Consider the following 15,134-nt stretch of genomic DNA (forward strand, 5'->3'; position numbering starts at 1 on the left):
ACGAAGCTTCAACCGCCCGATTGTCGGGTCATGACCGAGGCCTTGGAGACTTCACCCGCCATACCCGGGATCACGGCGGGGATCACGGCGGGGATTTATATCCGTTAGGGGTATTAGGTATAAAAGCGACAAAGGAGCTACTATAGTTTTTATACCTAATGACTATATAGCGGATGCTCATCGTGGTCCCCGTCGAGCCGGTGACTCCACAGCGGTCCCGGGATGTTAGGGCCAATGGCGATATTGTCTCCTATGGACACCGTGTCGCTATAAGTCCTAATAGGGATATTGGCTATATTCGTTCCATCACTGATTGGAGATTCCATGGCAGCGACCATCTATGCGCTCATCAACCAAAAGGGCGGCGTCGGCAAGACGACGGAAACGTACAGCCTCACCAGAGCTTTGGTTGCGTCCGGAAAGCGAGTCTTGGCCATAGACGCCGACCCGCAGGGAAACCTCAGCGGCATCCTGGCAGCAGACAACGTGGAAGCGGACCAACTCACCTTTGCTGACGTGCTGCTGGGGGAGAGGGTCCAAGACGTCGAAGTCGACGGCATCTGGGGAGGACTCGCCGTTCTCCCCGGCAACTCCAACACGACCAAAGCAATCCAGCAGCTACACACCGAGCACGGCCGCGAGTACCGGCTCAAAGAAGCCCTGGCGGACAGCCTGGACCGCTACGACATAATCCTCATTGACTGCGCACCCAGCCTAGAGCTGCACACCATCAACGCGCTTGCAGCGGCGCACCGCGCCCTGGTGATCTGCCAACCCGGCAAATTCTCCCTCGATGGGTTGAGCCAGCTGCAGCTGAGCTTCGACAGCGTCTCCCGGTACTACAACCCCCTGCTGACAGTGGCGGGCGTGATAGTCAACGGAAACCGCAACACCCTGACCCACAAGGCATGGATAGCTGACCTCGCCGAAGCCTCACCGTGGCGGGTCTTCACGCCCTACGTGCCGTATTGGAGCGTCATCCAAGACGCCATGGAAGCCGGCGTCGGCCTCGACGAGTGGCCCGGAGACGACAAAGCGCGGCAAGCCTACGAAATCTACGCACGACACCTCGCGCATCTGGATGAAATCGAACTTCGTGCACACCTGGAAAAGATGTTCCCAAAGCACGACTACAGCACCCTGGAGAGCTGACATGGCACAACGACCCGAACGCCGAAAGAGCACCCTCGGGGCTGCTCACCCAATCGAGCACCAAAACAACCAGGCGCCTGTGATGAAAAATCAAGAGGATCCGGGGCCGCAGCTCATCACAGACCAGGCTCCTTCGCCTTCGCGCGCGCAGGATCCAGCCGCGCCGGCTGCTGCGCCGAAGGTTGCCAATAAAGCCGGCAAAACCCAGCCGAAAGGGGCCTTCTACGCGGACGAGGATGAACTAGAACGCATCCGAGCCGCATGGTTTCATACTCCGACCACCGCGGCCGAGCGGGAAGCCTCCTTCTCGGACTTCCTTCGGGAAGCCGCCCTCGTGAGGATGCAGGGACGCGAGAAGACTTACAACGGAGGCAACCCGTTTCCCCGCGTACCGTCTGGAAAAATCGCACGCGGCCGAAGGTAGGCAAAAGGTCTTTTGTCGCTATTAGGTCTAATGCCGACAATAGAGCTGCTGCTAGGGAATGTGGTGCCTGGCTCACAGCCACAGAACCAGAGTCCCTTAGCCTTGATCCACCGATCCGCGGTTGGTCCTGATGGATTTCGGGGTCGGTCGCGGATTCTGGTTTCGGGCATGGCAGATCGCCGGCCTCGCTGCCGGTGGTGTTCCACTGGATGTCCTGATCGGGCCGTTTCCGGCTGGCGGGTGGGGTTCTTATGCCGCGGTGGGCGGTGCGTGGACGGTGTTGAAGAGCTCTTCCCACGGGGTTTTCCAGGGCCAGGCTTCGGGCAGGTGAAGGCGGATGCGTCGGGCGCTGCTGGCGATGCGGGCCGGGACGTGGATGAGTTTGCGGCGGATCGTGCCGGTGCGGGCCTTGCTGAAGGGCCCTGCGGCGAGGAGTCCGGCGGCCCGGGTGAGGTTGTAGGCCATGACCGCGGCAACCAGCCAGGCCGAGTTCGCGGCGAAAACACCTGAGGGCATATGGGCCAGGGCGCTGTCCTTCAGATCTGCATTCACCTGCTCAATCTGGGCGTGTTTGCGGTGGATCTTGTCCGCTGCGACGGTGTCCAGGACCGTGGCGTCCACGGTGGTGAAGAACGCGTGGTGCCGGTGTGTTTCGAACAGGGTGGGTTGTCCGTCGCCGGCCTTCCGGTTCAGTTCCGGGATCCGGCGCACCACCAGCCGGCCGCTGATCTGCTCGGCCTTCGTGCGGGAGCTGAACGCGGTGAACACGGTCTCGGCGACCTCGGCCTTCGAAACCCAGGTATTGGTGGTCTCATCGAAGACCGCGTCGGTGTATTCGATCGTTTCCCACGCCGACTCCGGAATACCGGCGATGGCGCGCTTGACGGCCGGGTCCATGCGCACGGTCACCGACACCTCCGCGCCGCCGGCAAGCGCCGCGGAAACCGCCGCCTGCCCGTAGAAGGCCGAATCGAAACGGCAGAGCACCCGCCCGCCGCTCTGCAGACGTTTGAGCGTGGACAGGGCATCGGTGACCAGGCGTTTGGCTCCTCGGGCCGAGTTCGCCGCGCCCTTGCGCAACCGCTGGGCAGCGATCACCGGGGCGGTGTCTTTGGTGGAGACCGTGGCCAGCAGGGCGTTCAGCCCGCGGACCCCGGAGTACCCGTAGCCGGAACCCTGCTTTTGGTAGCCGTGGACCTCGATGATCGTGTCGTCCACATCGACGAACACGAAGTCCGCCGCCCCGGGACGACCGAGCAGCGGGGCCCGGGTCCCCAAGCTGGCCAGGAAACGGGAGGCGACAGCGTCCAGTTGCCGCACGTGCCCGAACGTGAAGGAGCGCAGGAACGAACCCAGCGTGGACGGCGCGTAGCAGGCGGTAAATAGCCGCTTCATTCCGCCGTGGCGCAGCACGGCCATGTCATCGATGCTGTCCGCGCCGGCGACCATCCCGGCGACCAGGGACGCGACCTTCAGCCCGGCGTTCGCACCCTTGTCCGTCGGGACCGATAGCCATTCATCGGCCAACTCATGCAGCCCGGCGTCCCGGGCCAACGTCATGACCGGCAGCAGCCCGGCCGCCGACACGAGGTTCGGCTCATCGAACGAAACTGACAACACGGCAGGCCTGTGGGAAACTTGCACCTACGAGATGCCTCTCTTTTCGGTGAAAAATGAGTTCTAGACAAGCTTCATTTTCCTTGAAAAGACAGGCATTCTCGGTTTAAACCGCCGTCAGGATCCCGATCCACATCGGTGGATCAAGGCTTAGAGAGCGCTGTAAAGTTTGGCCCGTAGATTGGGGGACGCCATGGTGGCGAACAGTTTTGAAACGCTGAAGAAGGTCATCGAGGACAACTCAGAGGCTGACCACTTCTTCCGTGCGGTGCACGAGTGGGGCGTAGTAGCGGTGGAGGAAGATCCCCTCCAGGAAGGCGAATGCGTCTGCGGGCAGCAGGATCTCCGATACATGTACACCATCCAAAATCGCCACAATGGACGGACGCTGGAATACATCGGCAGCACGTGTGTAGAGCACTTTGAGAGCAGCGAACTGAACCTTCAGATCACCACGTTCAGGGGTCTGTTCGATCTCAGAAAGAAGATTATCGCGGGAGAGCGGATCTTTCTCGAAGCGGATTTCTCCCGCGACATTCTGCGGTGGCTGTACGAAGCGGGCGCCTTCCCAGCGAACCGGTTCAACAACAACAATGGTGAAAACGACTACCTGTTTCTTCTAGACATGTTCAACAAGCACATCAAAGACAACATCACGCAGCCGCAACAGAGGAAGATTTGGGGATTGCTGAACTATACGGTGAAGCCGTTTGTCAGCAATCACCCAGCCCTCGGTTAAGTCGGGGGAGCGCGGAGCGCGGCCCGATCTGGCTAAGGCGCCATTTCGTTTCTGGACGAGTTCAGTTTGCGGTGGGGGAGCGGGGCGGCAGGTGCCGGTACAGGCTGGTCCGCGACAGACCCGTCTTGGTGACGATTTCGCGCATGGTCTTCCCTTTGTCCCGCAGCATCACGGCATGTTCGAGCTTGTCAGGATCTACGACGGATGGCCTGCCCGTGCGCCGGCCGTTGGCTGTAGCCACGGCCCGGGCATGCGCCGCGCGTTCGGCTGCATAGGTTCGCTCCATTTCCGCGAACAGGGCCAGCAGGACCACTGCCAGTTGCGCCATGGGACTGTCGGGAGACGATGTATCGATGCGCAGAGGATCGGCTAGTGTCCGGATCCCCACTTCACGCTCTTTGAGCTCATGCATCAGGTTGAGCGTATCCCGCACTGTTCGCCCCAAGCGGTCCAACGTATGCACAACGATTACATCGCCGGCCCTGGCATGCTGCAGCGCAGCGTGAAGGCCGGGCCGATCCCTTGTGGCCCCCGACCGCTTATCGGAAAAGACCGTCGTGACGCCGGCGGCCGCCAAGGCGTCCAGCTGCCGACTCAAATCCTGCTTGGCGGTTGAGACCCGCGCGTATCCGATATCCATTCCCGCACGGTACCGAAAGTTGTTCTCGTGACGGCACATTATGGCGCACGTTTTGGCATAACATCCGGGACGATCAAGTTACGTGCAGCTACGCGGGTTGAGCCGCCGGGGAATGTCCCGCATTGTCCTGTCCCAGTTCTAAGGAAGTGGAACGCTAGATCACCAAGGGGTGTGCCAGGAAGCCGATACGGTGCTTGTGGCATGAATGCAGACAAGACAAACCCCGAGTGGTTGTTCGGCAACTTCTCAACTAGTGGTCAGAATTGGCCTGCATCCGCTTCATAAAGTTGTTGATTGTCTTGACGGCTTGTTCTTTTTCCCATCGTGGGGAACTGAGAGGTACTCCCCGCTGATGTAGGTGCTGATCAAGAGGATTGCCAGGGTCGGTTTGGCGCCAAGAGCGAAGGAGATCGACGACGTCATATCCGAGTGAGGCAGCGTTCTCCAGGATCATGAGGTCCTTACTGGTTATTAAGGCGACAGGCGCGCAGGATTCTTGAGACAACTCGGGCATCGATGAGAGACGTTCAATTACTCGATGATGGACGGTGGGGTTCCAAGGTAAGCCTGTCTGGGCTGTTACGACGAGTGGTATGAATGTGAGCTGCCCCGGACGAGATTGTCCTTGGCGGTCAGGCTCTGCCTGCTGAAGCAAGCTAATGGTGGATGCTAGCTGTTTGGCCTTCCGCTTCGTCAGTACGCGATCTAGCTCGGAGTCCAGGTCATCAGCGTTGGCTTTTGCAAAGACCACGGGCACCGGAATGGGCGTGTCTGTCACCTCGAAGAGAAGCCAAGTTTTTCCTACCCGCACTGCGTAGTCGCAGATCTTGGGCATATGTCTCCTAGAGCCAAATCTTCGTTGCAGGTGGATCTCGTCGAGAACCTGGACCTTGGCTCTTGAGAATATGCGCCGCAAGGTAACGCCTGTTTCATGCTCGAGAATGTCGGTCGTGCATTGATGGAATGCTTCATCCCGCTTGGTGCCGTGTTTTTTGTCGAATGCTTTGAGGTGGTGGCGGACGTCGAAGAAGGTGACCTCGCTGAGGGCCCTCTGGATGACGAAGTTGGGGCTAAGTACCAGGAACTCCCCAGATGCCAGCTGGACGAGCGGAAAGCGTCGGAACGTGTTGAACGCGTAACGGGAACCGCCGGAGGTTGTTATGTCCTTCTGGATCTGGGCGCGGAGCTCAGGCACTGTCCGAGACGTGGCGCTGAGAAAGTGTTCCGTTGCAGCTGGCGGCAGCCCGAGCGTGTCAAAAAACTTGCTAGGGAAGCGGACGAATTTGTGTAGGGCTGCTTGGGCGTAGACGTTAAATGCGACTGCGGCAAAATCGGCTAGTTCGACCCCTGTTGCCTCTTTGAAGAGGTCACGCGGTTCTCCGCCAACAGCGTCCGTGGTGGGCGTCCGTTTCGGCCAGTCTTGAAACCAAGTGCGTTCAATCCAGGAGAGCTGATGCCCAACCCACATGGACTTGTTGAAGTGGAGGTTTGCGATTATCTCACCCGCAAGTTCTGCATTCACTCCTCCCCAAGTTTCGCCGGCGGGATCTCCGGCGCCGCTTTCGTCGCCAATTCCGAGCAGACAGCAGATCAGGGCGTCGAGGCCATCAGTGGTGTCAGTCGGCGGACCTGGCGGGCAATAAGAGAGAGCTTCTCCTGCCGCGAGCAGCAGGAGCTGTGGGGCAAACATTTTGTCGCCCAGCGTTGACGCGATGCTAAGGCGGGTCCGGATTTCTGGGTGCACTATGGAGGCGATCCAACGTTGATCTACCTCTGTGTCAGCGTCGGCTGTCGTGCTTATGTCTATGTCGGTGAGGATTTGAGCAATCAAGCTAAGTGCCTGCTCGTCCGCAATCCTGCTCCAGAGCTGAATCCGGTCTTTCTTCCGTACCTCGACACCCATGACGTCGGTTGCTGCTGCATACACGCGGACAACAGACCCGTGAGGGGGGAATGGTGAGATTGCCTGAGCGGATACCACGCTCCATGGATTAATCAGTGAGAATGGCAGGTCTATCTTTGTTCGAACAGACATGTATCTCCCCGGTATCTCCTTCATTCAGACCTGGAGGGGTCCAGGGAAGCCATGGCGGCTGTTCCATATCCAGCCATCGGCCAGTGCAGGAGCCCCTCATCCTGCACCCACGCACTACCTGAACCAAGGAAGGCGAGCTTGCAGCGTCCCCGAGCGACTCTTGGTCAATCACCCCGGTCAGCTCGGACCGGCATTTCCCATTCCTTGGGGATGTCCACAAAGATTGTATCGGGTCCCCTCCGACGCGAAAGGGCATTGATGACCCCAAACAACAGCATTAGTAACCCTGAAACTCTCAGTACGGCAGATTGCCAACGTGATCTGAGATGGTTTCATGCGGTGGGACGGACTCAGCGTGGACCCCAAGTACCTTGAAGCTCTCTTCGCCAAATACCCGGAGCGTCTGACGACTCAGCACCTCGAAGAACTCTTCGGGCTCTCTCGAAACACGGTGTACCGCTGGTTGCAAACCGGAGTGATTCCTGCTTACCAAGTCGAGAAGACGTGGTTGGTCTCCAGAGACCAGGTCAAAGACTGGGTTTGGGAAAACCGGAACACACTCAGGAAGGGCCAGGCGCCGGGAGTGAATGAGGACCAGCCATAGAGTGAAGCGGCTGAGTGTTTCAGATGTACGTCCTAATATCTGAATCATGACCTTTACGTACACCTCCACCGAGCTGGCAGAAATCGGTGAGAGCATTCCGGCCCGCGCCTACGAGGCCGGCATTTTGTTCGTGCCTGGTGCAAAGATTGAGGGTGAAAGCCATATAGCTCTCAATGGCAGCGACCTCAACGTCGACGAAGCCATCCGGATGGCAGCCAAGGTTGGGGCGGCATTTATCAGCTCTAGTGATTCCACCTTCGAAGTGCAGAACTATCTAGATGAGCTTGTCGATGACCAGGAAAATTTGTCCGCTCGGGCCAAGAAACTGATTGAAGCTGCCCGGCAGTACAACGGACAACACCAAAGTGTGACGGTAGTCTGGGCCGCCCAAGGGCTGCTTTATGAGTGGCACGCTGGTACTGATTGGCTCGTTCCGTTCCTCAACGAGCTGCACGACGCGGTTGAAGAGTCAGAGGAAGAATCCAATGAAGCCCAGCGGGAACGCCTGACCGAGTATTACACCAACATCCAAACGGCGGCGACAGTTCTGGCTGAATCCCGTAAATACCGCGGCGAACAAGTGGGCAAGCGTCGGCACCTCATGGCAACTATCATCGCTGAAGCTGGAATGGACGAGATCGACGACATCACCTTGTCCCATCGCGTCATGCCCGAAGCTAACAGGATAGTAAGTGCCAAGGTTTACGAGTTTGAGCAGGACTTCCGAGCTCGCAAGGCGGAGATAGCCGAGGAACTTAGGAACTTCCCTGCATGGCAAGTGGTCTACTCCAAAGCGGAGCGAAAGGCTGCGGCCATGAAATTCCTGACCAAGAAAGCCGACGGCCATCGGCTGAGCACGGACTTGGCCGTCGAGATTAGCGATGCTGCAGCGAACCCCGTCTACGTATCGCGCTACTGACTGGATATCAATGAGGACCAGAATGGCCACGGCTGCACAGTCTGCGTCTGGCTTCAGTCGGACTACCCAGAGCAGTTACTGACAAGCTCTGCAGGGGTTCACCAGTGGGCGAAAGAAGTGGTCAAGCAGCCCGTAGCCCCCATCTAGACTTGGAGGCGTGTTTGCCTTCCTTCAGCTTAGAAAAGCCTGTCTTCCAGCATGGGCGAGTCTATGAGGGTAGGCGAGGCTTTCACTGTCGGTGGTCATTGGTCTACTGGCTATGAGGAGCCGCAATACCGCAGCCACAGGCTACAGAGGGCGTGCCGCCCCTTTTTCCTTTCCGTATGTCATCAAAGGGGCGCGTCGTGGACGATGTAGCAGAACTTGAGTCGCTGCCAGTCGAGCAGCTGATCGAAATGATCCGCGAGAAGACCGGCGCTGGCGTTAATCTTTCGTTTCCAGGCAAGGTCCTGGCGCGGCAGCTTGGCCGCCGAGTGCGTCCGCGCAACCAGCGCACTGTGAAATCCCTCAGCGCCGGGGACGAGCACGGCAAATCTCGGAACTTGGTAATCGAGGGGGACAACCTTCAAGCCCTTGCCTCGCTTTACCGTGAACGCGGGCAAATCGACATGATCCTCACCGACCCGCCGTACAACACCGGCGGTGACTTTCGGTACAACGACAAGTGGGATAAGGACCCCAACGACCCCGACATGGGCGAGTTCGTTGGGAGCGACGATCCCGCGAAACACACAAAGTGGATGAAGTTCATGTACCCGCGGCTGCAGATGATGCGCGCGATGCTCAAGCCCTCAGGCGTGCTCGCCATCTGCATCGACAGCCGTGAGCTGTTCCATCTCGGCCAGATGCTCGACGAATTGTTCGGCGAAGAAAACCGGTTGGCGATCATCAATTGGCAGAAGTCTTACTCGCCCCGCTCGGACAACCGTCACGTTTCTACGGCTACAGAGTACGTCCTCGTGTACGCGAAGGACGAGCGGATCGCGAAAACCGGGCTGCAGCCCCGCACAGCCAGCATGGATGCCCGCTACCGCAACCCCGACAACGACGCGCGCGTGTGGAAGGGCGAGAACTTCTCGGGCCCTAAGGCACTTACCCACCAGGGAATGGTCTACGGCATCCAGTCGCCGTTCACGGGCGAAGTCCACTACCCACCTGCCGGCAAGTGCTGGCGGGCGCCGCAGACGGACGCCCTTCGATGGCTCTCCGAATGGGGCATCGACTACGAGCTACGCGATGTAGACGACGCGGAGATTCGCGCTGGCATCATCGGGATCTCCCCGGCAGAGACGCGCATGGTTCGCGCGGTCATGGTGAAATCCGACCTCGACGACACCCAAGAAACAGCGGAAAAGCGTCGTGAGGCTGGCGACTGGCCACGTCTCATATTCGGGCTCGATGGAAAGGGCCGGCCCCAGCAGAAGAAGTACCTTGAGGACGTAAAGCAGGGCCGCGTGCCGATGACCTACTGGGCCGACGACGATGTAGACGAGCCGGACGCACTCGGCGACGTCTCCTGGGACCATGAAGAGTCAGGCCACAGCCAATCCGGCGTCAACGAGCTGACGGCGATCGTAGGGCCCGGGCACGGATTCGAAACCGTGAAGCCGATGAAGCTCATGACCAAGCTCATCCAGATCTGGTGCCCCCCGGCAGGGACGATCCTCGATCCCTTCGCAGGGTCCGGCACCACGGGACACGCGGTCCTGAAGCTCAACCACGATCAGGGTGCCGACCGGCGCTTCATTCTCATTGAGCAGGGCCGCCCGGACAACGGTGACTCGTATGCGAAAACCCTGACCGTCGACCGACTCAAAAGAGTGATCGACGGTGGATGGTCGAAGAAGAAGCACGCACCGCTCGGTGGCGGCTTCACCTTTAAGACGCTTCAGAAGAAGGTCGACGCCAAGACGCTCCTGCTGATGGAGCGGGACGAAATGATCGACACCGTCATCGCGTCCCACTCAAGCACCGGCAGCCGTCGATCGGCCTCGCTCATCCCGTTGACCGACGGCGAGGACGATGAGCCATATAAGTATCTGGTCGCTAAGAACGCGAGCAACGAGGGAATCTACCTGGTTTGGTCGGGTGCAGGGTCTAACACTGATCTGACCGAAGAGGTTTACGAAGCGATCACGGAGGAAGCCGACAAGGCCGAACTGGCCGAGGTCTACCACGTTTACAGCCGGCGCAACCTGCTCGTGACGGACGACGTGGTCTGGTACCAGATCCCTGACCGGATCCTGTCCGACTTCGGACTGGACGTCCGCACCGAGTCGTTCACCGAGGAAGGCTGAGCATGGCGATCGAACTGTTCCAGTTCCAGCAGGACGCGGCCTCTCAGATGGCCGACCGTTACATCGAGTACAGTACGGACCCCATATCTTTCGGGCGGGGTGCGAAGCGCCGTGACGTTCCGTTCTATCAAGCGCTGGCGTCCATCACGGGATCCGGCAAGACCGCGATACTGGCCCAGGCGGTCAGCGAGATCGTCGCCATGTCGGAGATCCCGCCGGTCATTCTCTGGCTGTCCAAGGGCAAGGTGGTGGTCCAGCAGAGTTACGCCAATCTGGCAGATGGCGGGAAGTACGGTCACCTCCTCTCTGACATTACGGTTCGCCTGCTCAGCGAGTACGACCCCGAGGACGTCGCAAATTCGAAGGAAGCACTGCTCTACTTCGCGACCGTCGGCACCTTTAACCAGCGTGACCGCGAGAACAGCAACCTGAGGATCTTCGCGCTCGATACCGACAATATTGAATCCACACGCTGGGAGGCGCTTAAGCTCCGCGAACTGACCGATGGACGGCGAAGGCCACTGGTCGTCGTCTATGACGAGGCACAGAACCTGAGCGACCAACAGACGACGCTGCTCATCGAGCAGCAGCCCTCTGTCTTCCTGCTAGCAAGCGCGACGCTGAGGTTCCCGGCCCAGTTCGACTCTGAGGTCATCCAGCCTCTAAGGACGTCGGGTGGTTACAAGGACACGGATCTGATCACGCCCGTGAAGTCTTCCACAGTGGTCGCCTCCGGACTCGTCAAAGGCATGATCTCCCTCGACGGGCTCAATGCCCCGATGGAGGAGACCATCTCCGAGATGCTCGGCGACCTGGGCGAAGCAGATGACGCCGCCAAGGCGGAAAACCTGGGTTTCATGCCAAAGGCGATCTACGTCTGCAACACGAACATCCTTGCCGATGATGCGAGCCAGACGGACGACCCCAAGCAGCCTTTCGACCAACGGCAAGCCCCACCGATCGCGATCTGGCGCTACCTCACAGACCAGTGCGGTGTGCCGGCAGATGAGATTGCCGTATACGCGAACCTCAAGACGGACAAGGATTTCCCTCTACCTGCCGACTTCACACTGTTCAACGGCGGTGAGAGCGACTACGAAGACTTCATGGCTGGGGATTACCGGCACATCATCTTCAACAAGACCCTCCAGGAGGGCTGGGACGATCCCAGCGTTTATTTCGCCTACATCGACAAGACCATGGAGTCCACTGTCGATATAACCCAGATTGTCGGACGCGTACTGCGCCAGCCAGGCGCGACTCACTATGAGGCCGACCGCCTAAACACTGCGCACTTCTACGTCCGCGTGGACCGAAACGACTCCTTTGCGCAGGTAGTAGAGGAAGTCAAGAAGGGGCTTGGAGGCGATGCGCCCGAGGTTCGGATTCTGACGTCTCCCCCCGGGACTGAAGAACCGGAGAGCTTGCCCGTGAAGCAGCAGCTAACCGTGCCCCGAACGTTCATCAACAACGCCCCAACCGTTGAACCGGTCGAAAAGGTCATAGCCAAAGTCCACGACTATTCTCAGGATTCGGTTAATACCCGCGGGGTGGGTCGGCGCCGGACCGTCCAGCAGACGATCGGAGCTGGGGAAGCGGTGGACTCGGAGTGGGTCGACTTTGAGCAGTCCAACCGCGTTAATGCCCGCTGGGTCTTCCGTCGCGAGGTCTCCCGCCGCTACCGGCCTGCACTCATGGTTATGAACACCGACACGCAAAAGTTTGACGCCAAGGTCGGGGTCGGCAGCAGTGCCTACGCAAGCCTGACCGATAACGCCGCTGAAGCTGTGGACGAGTACCTCAGGTACGCGGTCGTCAAGCAGCACAAGCCAAAGCCGTACACGATCGGCAGCACACTCGTGCGCCGTGGCAGCATGGAGACCTTCAAGAACGCCCTTCACGAAGGCTACGACGGCCTTACCGATCTCGAACGACGCTTTGCGCGGGCGATCGATGAGACGGGACTCCCGTGGGCTCGCAACCGATCGCAGACGGGGTACAAAATCCCTCTGGTCTCGCTCGGCCAGACGGTCTGGTTCTTCCCCGACTTCCTCGTATGGTCAGAGGATACAGTGATCTGCGTCGACACCAAGGGCAACCATCTCGTCGAGGGTGACGGCCGCCGCAAGCTGCTCTCTATTCAGCCGCACAAAGACGTTCCCACGACGGTTCAGGTCAAGTTCGTAACGGAGGGGACTTGGAAACCCGACGGCACGCCGGACGGCAAGGATGGCTTCTCGATCTGGGAGCTGGGTAGTGGTCAGACCCTTCGGGCTCTGCCACACGAGGATATGGAATCGGTAGCGAAGTCATTTGTCGCCGCTTCATGACCTGAACCGAGCCGCTGAGCTGAGTATCGCGCCACGCTCGTAGTGGTACCGCCGGACAGTGCGGTCTCAGCCGGGATGCAAATCCCGGCTTGGCCAGGGCCAGCGACACGGGCGGATGCAGGGGGCGCATCTTGTCACAGTGCCACGCTACCACCGCCAGCCCTAGCGGGCTTAGGCGGCGGCAGCTCCTTCGTCCATGATGGCCACCAACAGCCATTGCTCCGACAGTGGCTCACGGCGCAGCTCCAGCGTTCGTAACGCTGAGGTGGATGTCAGCCGTACCTGCAATTGCCAATGCTCAACACTGACCAGATCACCACAACCAACGGGGGCGCGTTTGGCCGTGTTCCACCAGTCCGCACGGGTGAACCAATGCACTGGCTCCGCGGCCACAGCCCAGATCCGCCCGTCATACCGGACGGCCAAGGGAATGCCCTTGGCGGTAAACCTGACCTGCACCGGCACGTCGAGTGGTTCATCAGTTGCTGTTCTTGCCACGGGTCCGCTCTCCCAAATTCCTGTTCATCATTTCTTTCCGGCGGGTAACCGCGGAACTCCACACCCAGGTCCGGTACGTGACCGGCCCGTCCTTCCACGTCACTTCGGCCGCCTTCGCTGTCCAGGCGAACACTTCGCCGTCCACCAGCTCGGCACAGTTCGGGAACCGGATCCACGCCTTCACCAGGATCCCCGGATACCCGTTCTTGACCGGGAAATGCTCGAAATCAAGCTCCTCCACAGTCAGTCCGATGGGGCCGGCCCGCCGCGCGTACTGCGCCTGCAGCGCGGCCGCGAACTCTTCGGAGGACATACCACAACCTTAGAACACATATTCGAATAGACACGCCAAAGAACGGCGGCCCAGGGTGCTGGCCGCCAGCTTTCATCTTGGGGGAGGGGTCCGACAAAACAGGCAAGGGCCCGCATTCCATCGGAATGCGGACCCTCAACTGTGCAAACATCCTGCTGCTTACGGCTCCAAGCATGCCACACCAGAGGTTCGCCAGGGCTCACCCCCATATGGGCGTCCGCTGGCGCGGCCGGCTGTTGGGTCCAGGGCGTGCCGTCGCAGAGCTCCGGACCCCCTGGCCCTGTCTTGTCTACGACGTTTTCTGGTTGCTGTCCTGCGGATTCTAGGCGTCCGCTCCACCCCGTCTAGCCCCTCCTTCGTCGGGGCCTGCGGTGCAGGAAATGTCCCTCCGGCGCTCCTTCGTCGCTTATTTCCTCCGGGAATTTCCCGCTCCTTGCCCTGGCGGGTAGACAGGGCTCCGTCGGCCGCCGAGCAAGCAAGCTTGCCAGCAACCAAAAAACAATCCGGGGGAGAGGGAAGCTGGCCGGTCACCTAAGCCGCCCCACACACCCCACGTCTCTGCAAAGGCAAAAACCATGACCGCAGTAAGCAAAAAGACCGTGACCGTCGCGGACACGCAGGAAACCATCGACGGCCTGACCGTGCTGGGGGATTACCACATGAACGGCGGCTACGACTGGATGGAACTGATCGAAGAGCACGGCTGGGCCGTGCTCTCGAGCTGGGGCTCTGACGGCTGGGACCTGGGCCAGTGGCCCTACGTCATGGTGGCCGTGACCCGCACCGCTGACAGCATCGGCAACCTGTTCGGCATCGCCACCTATTGCGAGGGTGACGTGACGTGCACCTACTACCGGACGAAGGCCCGGCTGTGGGACGCGATCACCGAACAGGCGTTCTCCAGCTGGAAGAACGGGCAGGCCCAAGGACCGGCGGACCTGCCCGAGGCCGCCGCCGAGCTGCCCAGCCGGTACCGGATGCCCTACGCCGTGCAGGACGCCGCCTAACCAGCATCAACCCCTGCTGTGCTGCCCGGCCGGAGCCGGGCGGCACAGCGGCCCACCATCTTTCAAAGGAGCAACCATGAGCAGCGACACCACCGCCCCGAAGGGCATCACCGCATTGGTCTACCGCGACGCCCTGGGCACGGACTTCTCAAACCGGGGCATCTCTTCCCGCGTCATGGAAGTAACCGTGATCGGCGAGGACATCGACCCGGTGTTCGAAGCCACCGAGGAACGGCCCGCCGTCCGGCTCGTCAAGAACGAGCACTTCCACCGCGAAACCGTGATCCACGCCCAACCGGTCACCCCGCAAGGGGAACCCGTCCCGTGGTACATGTTCGGCGGCACGTTCATCTTCAGCAGTGACTCAAGGTTCCGCCGCGCCGCCGGGCACTATGGAGCCGTCCCGCTCCACGACCGCCGCGAATAGCCCCGGTGGTGGCCGGTCCCTTTGGGGGCCGGTCACCGCGGGCGGTCCGCCGTCGTGGCCGGCGTTTGCTGGTGGTTGCCGGCGGCGGACCGCCAATCCCGCAGTGACAAGGTGCCTGGTGGGCGGCCGCCG

General features: G+C 60.2%; 14 protein-coding genes. 9 read left to right on the plus strand and 5 right to left on the minus strand.

The genetic code is table 11. From position 1 onward, the window contains the following. The first annotated feature begins 324 nt into the window (after nt 1-324). Nucleotides 325-1,152, plus strand: coding sequence for a ParA family protein (locus ACWRN3_RS20190; RefSeq protein WP_166843100.1), 828 nt, complete (start codon nt 325-327; stop codon nt 1,150-1,152). 1 nt (nt 1,153) lies between these two features. Then, entirely contained in the window at nt 1,154-1,576 is a 423-nt protein-coding gene (locus tag ACWRN3_RS20195) for a hypothetical protein (RefSeq protein WP_324645362.1), read from the plus strand. A 249-nt stretch (nt 1,577-1,825) separates the two neighbouring features. Here the strand turns inward: ACWRN3_RS20195 and ACWRN3_RS20200 are convergent, their stop codons facing one another. Further along, on the minus strand, nt 1,826-3,220 hold the full coding sequence (locus ACWRN3_RS20200; RefSeq protein WP_324645007.1) for an IS1380 family transposase: 1,395 nt from the start codon (nt 3,218-3,220) through the stop codon (nt 1,826-1,828). 166 nt (nt 3,221-3,386) lie between these two features. Between ACWRN3_RS20200 and ACWRN3_RS20205 the strand changes: the two genes are divergently transcribed. Next, nucleotides 3,387-3,932, plus strand: a complete 546-nt coding sequence (locus ACWRN3_RS20205; RefSeq protein WP_166843098.1) for a hypothetical protein — start codon at nt 3,387-3,389, stop codon at nt 3,930-3,932. Nucleotides 3,933-3,993: 61 nt separating this feature from the next. On the opposite strand, the gene ACWRN3_RS20210 is transcribed toward ACWRN3_RS20205, so the two are convergent. Next, nucleotides 3,994-4,611, minus strand: a complete 618-nt coding sequence (locus ACWRN3_RS20210; protein ID WP_476741701.1) for a recombinase family protein — start codon at nt 4,609-4,611, stop codon at nt 3,994-3,996. 211 nt (nt 4,612-4,822) lie between these two features. After that, nucleotides 4,823-6,631, minus strand: coding sequence for a hypothetical protein (locus ACWRN3_RS20215; protein ID WP_166843096.1), 1,809 nt, complete (start codon nt 6,629-6,631; stop codon nt 4,823-4,825). Nucleotides 6,632-6,962: 331 nt separating this feature from the next. Here ACWRN3_RS20215 and ACWRN3_RS20220 point away from each other — a divergent pair, with 331 nt between their 5' ends. The 4 genes from ACWRN3_RS20220 to ACWRN3_RS20235 all read left to right on the plus strand — a co-directional run bounded on the left by ACWRN3_RS20220 (nt 6,963) and on the right by ACWRN3_RS20235 (nt 12,757). Beyond that, nucleotides 6,963-7,211, plus strand: coding sequence for a helix-turn-helix domain-containing protein (locus tag ACWRN3_RS20220; protein WP_324645360.1), 249 nt, complete (start codon nt 6,963-6,965; stop codon nt 7,209-7,211). Between the two features lie 46 nt (nt 7,212-7,257). After that, nucleotides 7,258-8,130 (plus strand): hypothetical protein, encoded by an 873-nt coding sequence (locus ACWRN3_RS20225; RefSeq protein WP_166843094.1) that lies wholly within the window; start codon nt 7,258-7,260, stop codon nt 8,128-8,130. 344 nt (nt 8,131-8,474) lie between these two features. Continuing rightward, nucleotides 8,475-10,427 (plus strand): site-specific DNA-methyltransferase, encoded by a 1,953-nt coding sequence (locus ACWRN3_RS20230; protein ID WP_166843093.1) that lies wholly within the window; start codon nt 8,475-8,477, stop codon nt 10,425-10,427. 2 nt (nt 10,428-10,429) lie between these two features. Further along, nucleotides 10,430-12,757: a DEAD/DEAH box helicase gene (locus ACWRN3_RS20235; RefSeq protein WP_166843092.1), complete on the plus strand. Its 2,328-nt coding sequence runs from the start codon at nt 10,430-10,432 to the stop codon at nt 12,755-12,757. A 171-nt stretch (nt 12,758-12,928) separates the two neighbouring features. On the opposite strand, the gene ACWRN3_RS20240 is transcribed toward ACWRN3_RS20235, so the two are convergent. Together ACWRN3_RS20240 and ACWRN3_RS20245 are read right to left on the minus strand one after the other, a co-directional pair. Continuing rightward, nucleotides 12,929-13,255 (minus strand): hypothetical protein, encoded by a 327-nt coding sequence (locus ACWRN3_RS20240; RefSeq protein WP_324645359.1) that lies wholly within the window; start codon nt 13,253-13,255, stop codon nt 12,929-12,931. After that, nucleotides 13,236-13,568 carry a hypothetical protein gene (locus ACWRN3_RS20245; protein WP_166843091.1) on the minus strand — a complete coding sequence of 111 codons (333 nt, stop codon included), beginning with the start codon at nt 13,566-13,568 and terminating at the stop codon, nt 13,236-13,238. The genes ACWRN3_RS20240 and ACWRN3_RS20245 overlap by 20 nt, the downstream gene beginning before the upstream one ends. Nucleotides 13,569-14,143: 575 nt before the next feature. On the opposite strand from ACWRN3_RS20245, the gene ACWRN3_RS20250 reads away from it, so the two are divergent. Then, nucleotides 14,144-14,575, plus strand: a complete 432-nt coding sequence (locus tag ACWRN3_RS20250; protein ID WP_166843166.1) for a hypothetical protein — start codon at nt 14,144-14,146, stop codon at nt 14,573-14,575. Nucleotides 14,576-14,651: 76 nt separating this feature from the next. Continuing rightward, nucleotides 14,652-15,002: a hypothetical protein gene (locus ACWRN3_RS20255; protein ID WP_166843165.1), complete on the plus strand. Its 351-nt coding sequence runs from the start codon at nt 14,652-14,654 to the stop codon at nt 15,000-15,002. The last annotated feature ends 132 nt before the right edge of the window (nt 15,003-15,134 follow it).

Source organism: Pseudarthrobacter sp. rb (assembly GCF_056389225.1).

Bases quoted from the DNA above. Each gene is read 5' to 3' on its own strand.
- ACWRN3_RS20235 (WP_166843092.1), top strand. From the start codon at position 10,430: ATGGCGATCGAACTGTTCCAGTTCCAGCAGGACGCGGCCTCTCAGATG.
- ACWRN3_RS20250 (WP_166843166.1), top strand. From the start codon at position 14,144: ATGACCGCAGTAAGCAAAAAGACCGTGACCGTCGCGGACACGCAGGAA.
- ACWRN3_RS20210 (WP_476741701.1), bottom strand. From the start codon at position 4,611: ATGTGCCGTCACGAGAACAACTTTCGGTACCGTGCGGGAATGGATATC.
- ACWRN3_RS20245 (WP_166843091.1), bottom strand. From the start codon at position 13,568: ATGTCCTCCGAAGAGTTCGCGGCCGCGCTGCAGGCGCAGTACGCGCGG.
- ACWRN3_RS20190 (WP_166843100.1), top strand. From the start codon at position 325: ATGGCAGCGACCATCTATGCGCTCATCAACCAAAAGGGCGGCGTCGGC.
- ACWRN3_RS20195 (WP_324645362.1), top strand. From the start codon at position 1,154: ATGGCACAACGACCCGAACGCCGAAAGAGCACCCTCGGGGCTGCTCAC.
- ACWRN3_RS20205 (WP_166843098.1), top strand. From the start codon at position 3,387: ATGGTGGCGAACAGTTTTGAAACGCTGAAGAAGGTCATCGAGGACAAC.
- ACWRN3_RS20225 (WP_166843094.1), top strand. From the start codon at position 7,258: ATGACCTTTACGTACACCTCCACCGAGCTGGCAGAAATCGGTGAGAGC.
- ACWRN3_RS20215 (WP_166843096.1), bottom strand. From the start codon at position 6,631: ATGAAGGAGATACCGGGGAGATACATGTCTGTTCGAACAAAGATAGAC.
- ACWRN3_RS20255 (WP_166843165.1), top strand. From the start codon at position 14,652: ATGAGCAGCGACACCACCGCCCCGAAGGGCATCACCGCATTGGTCTAC.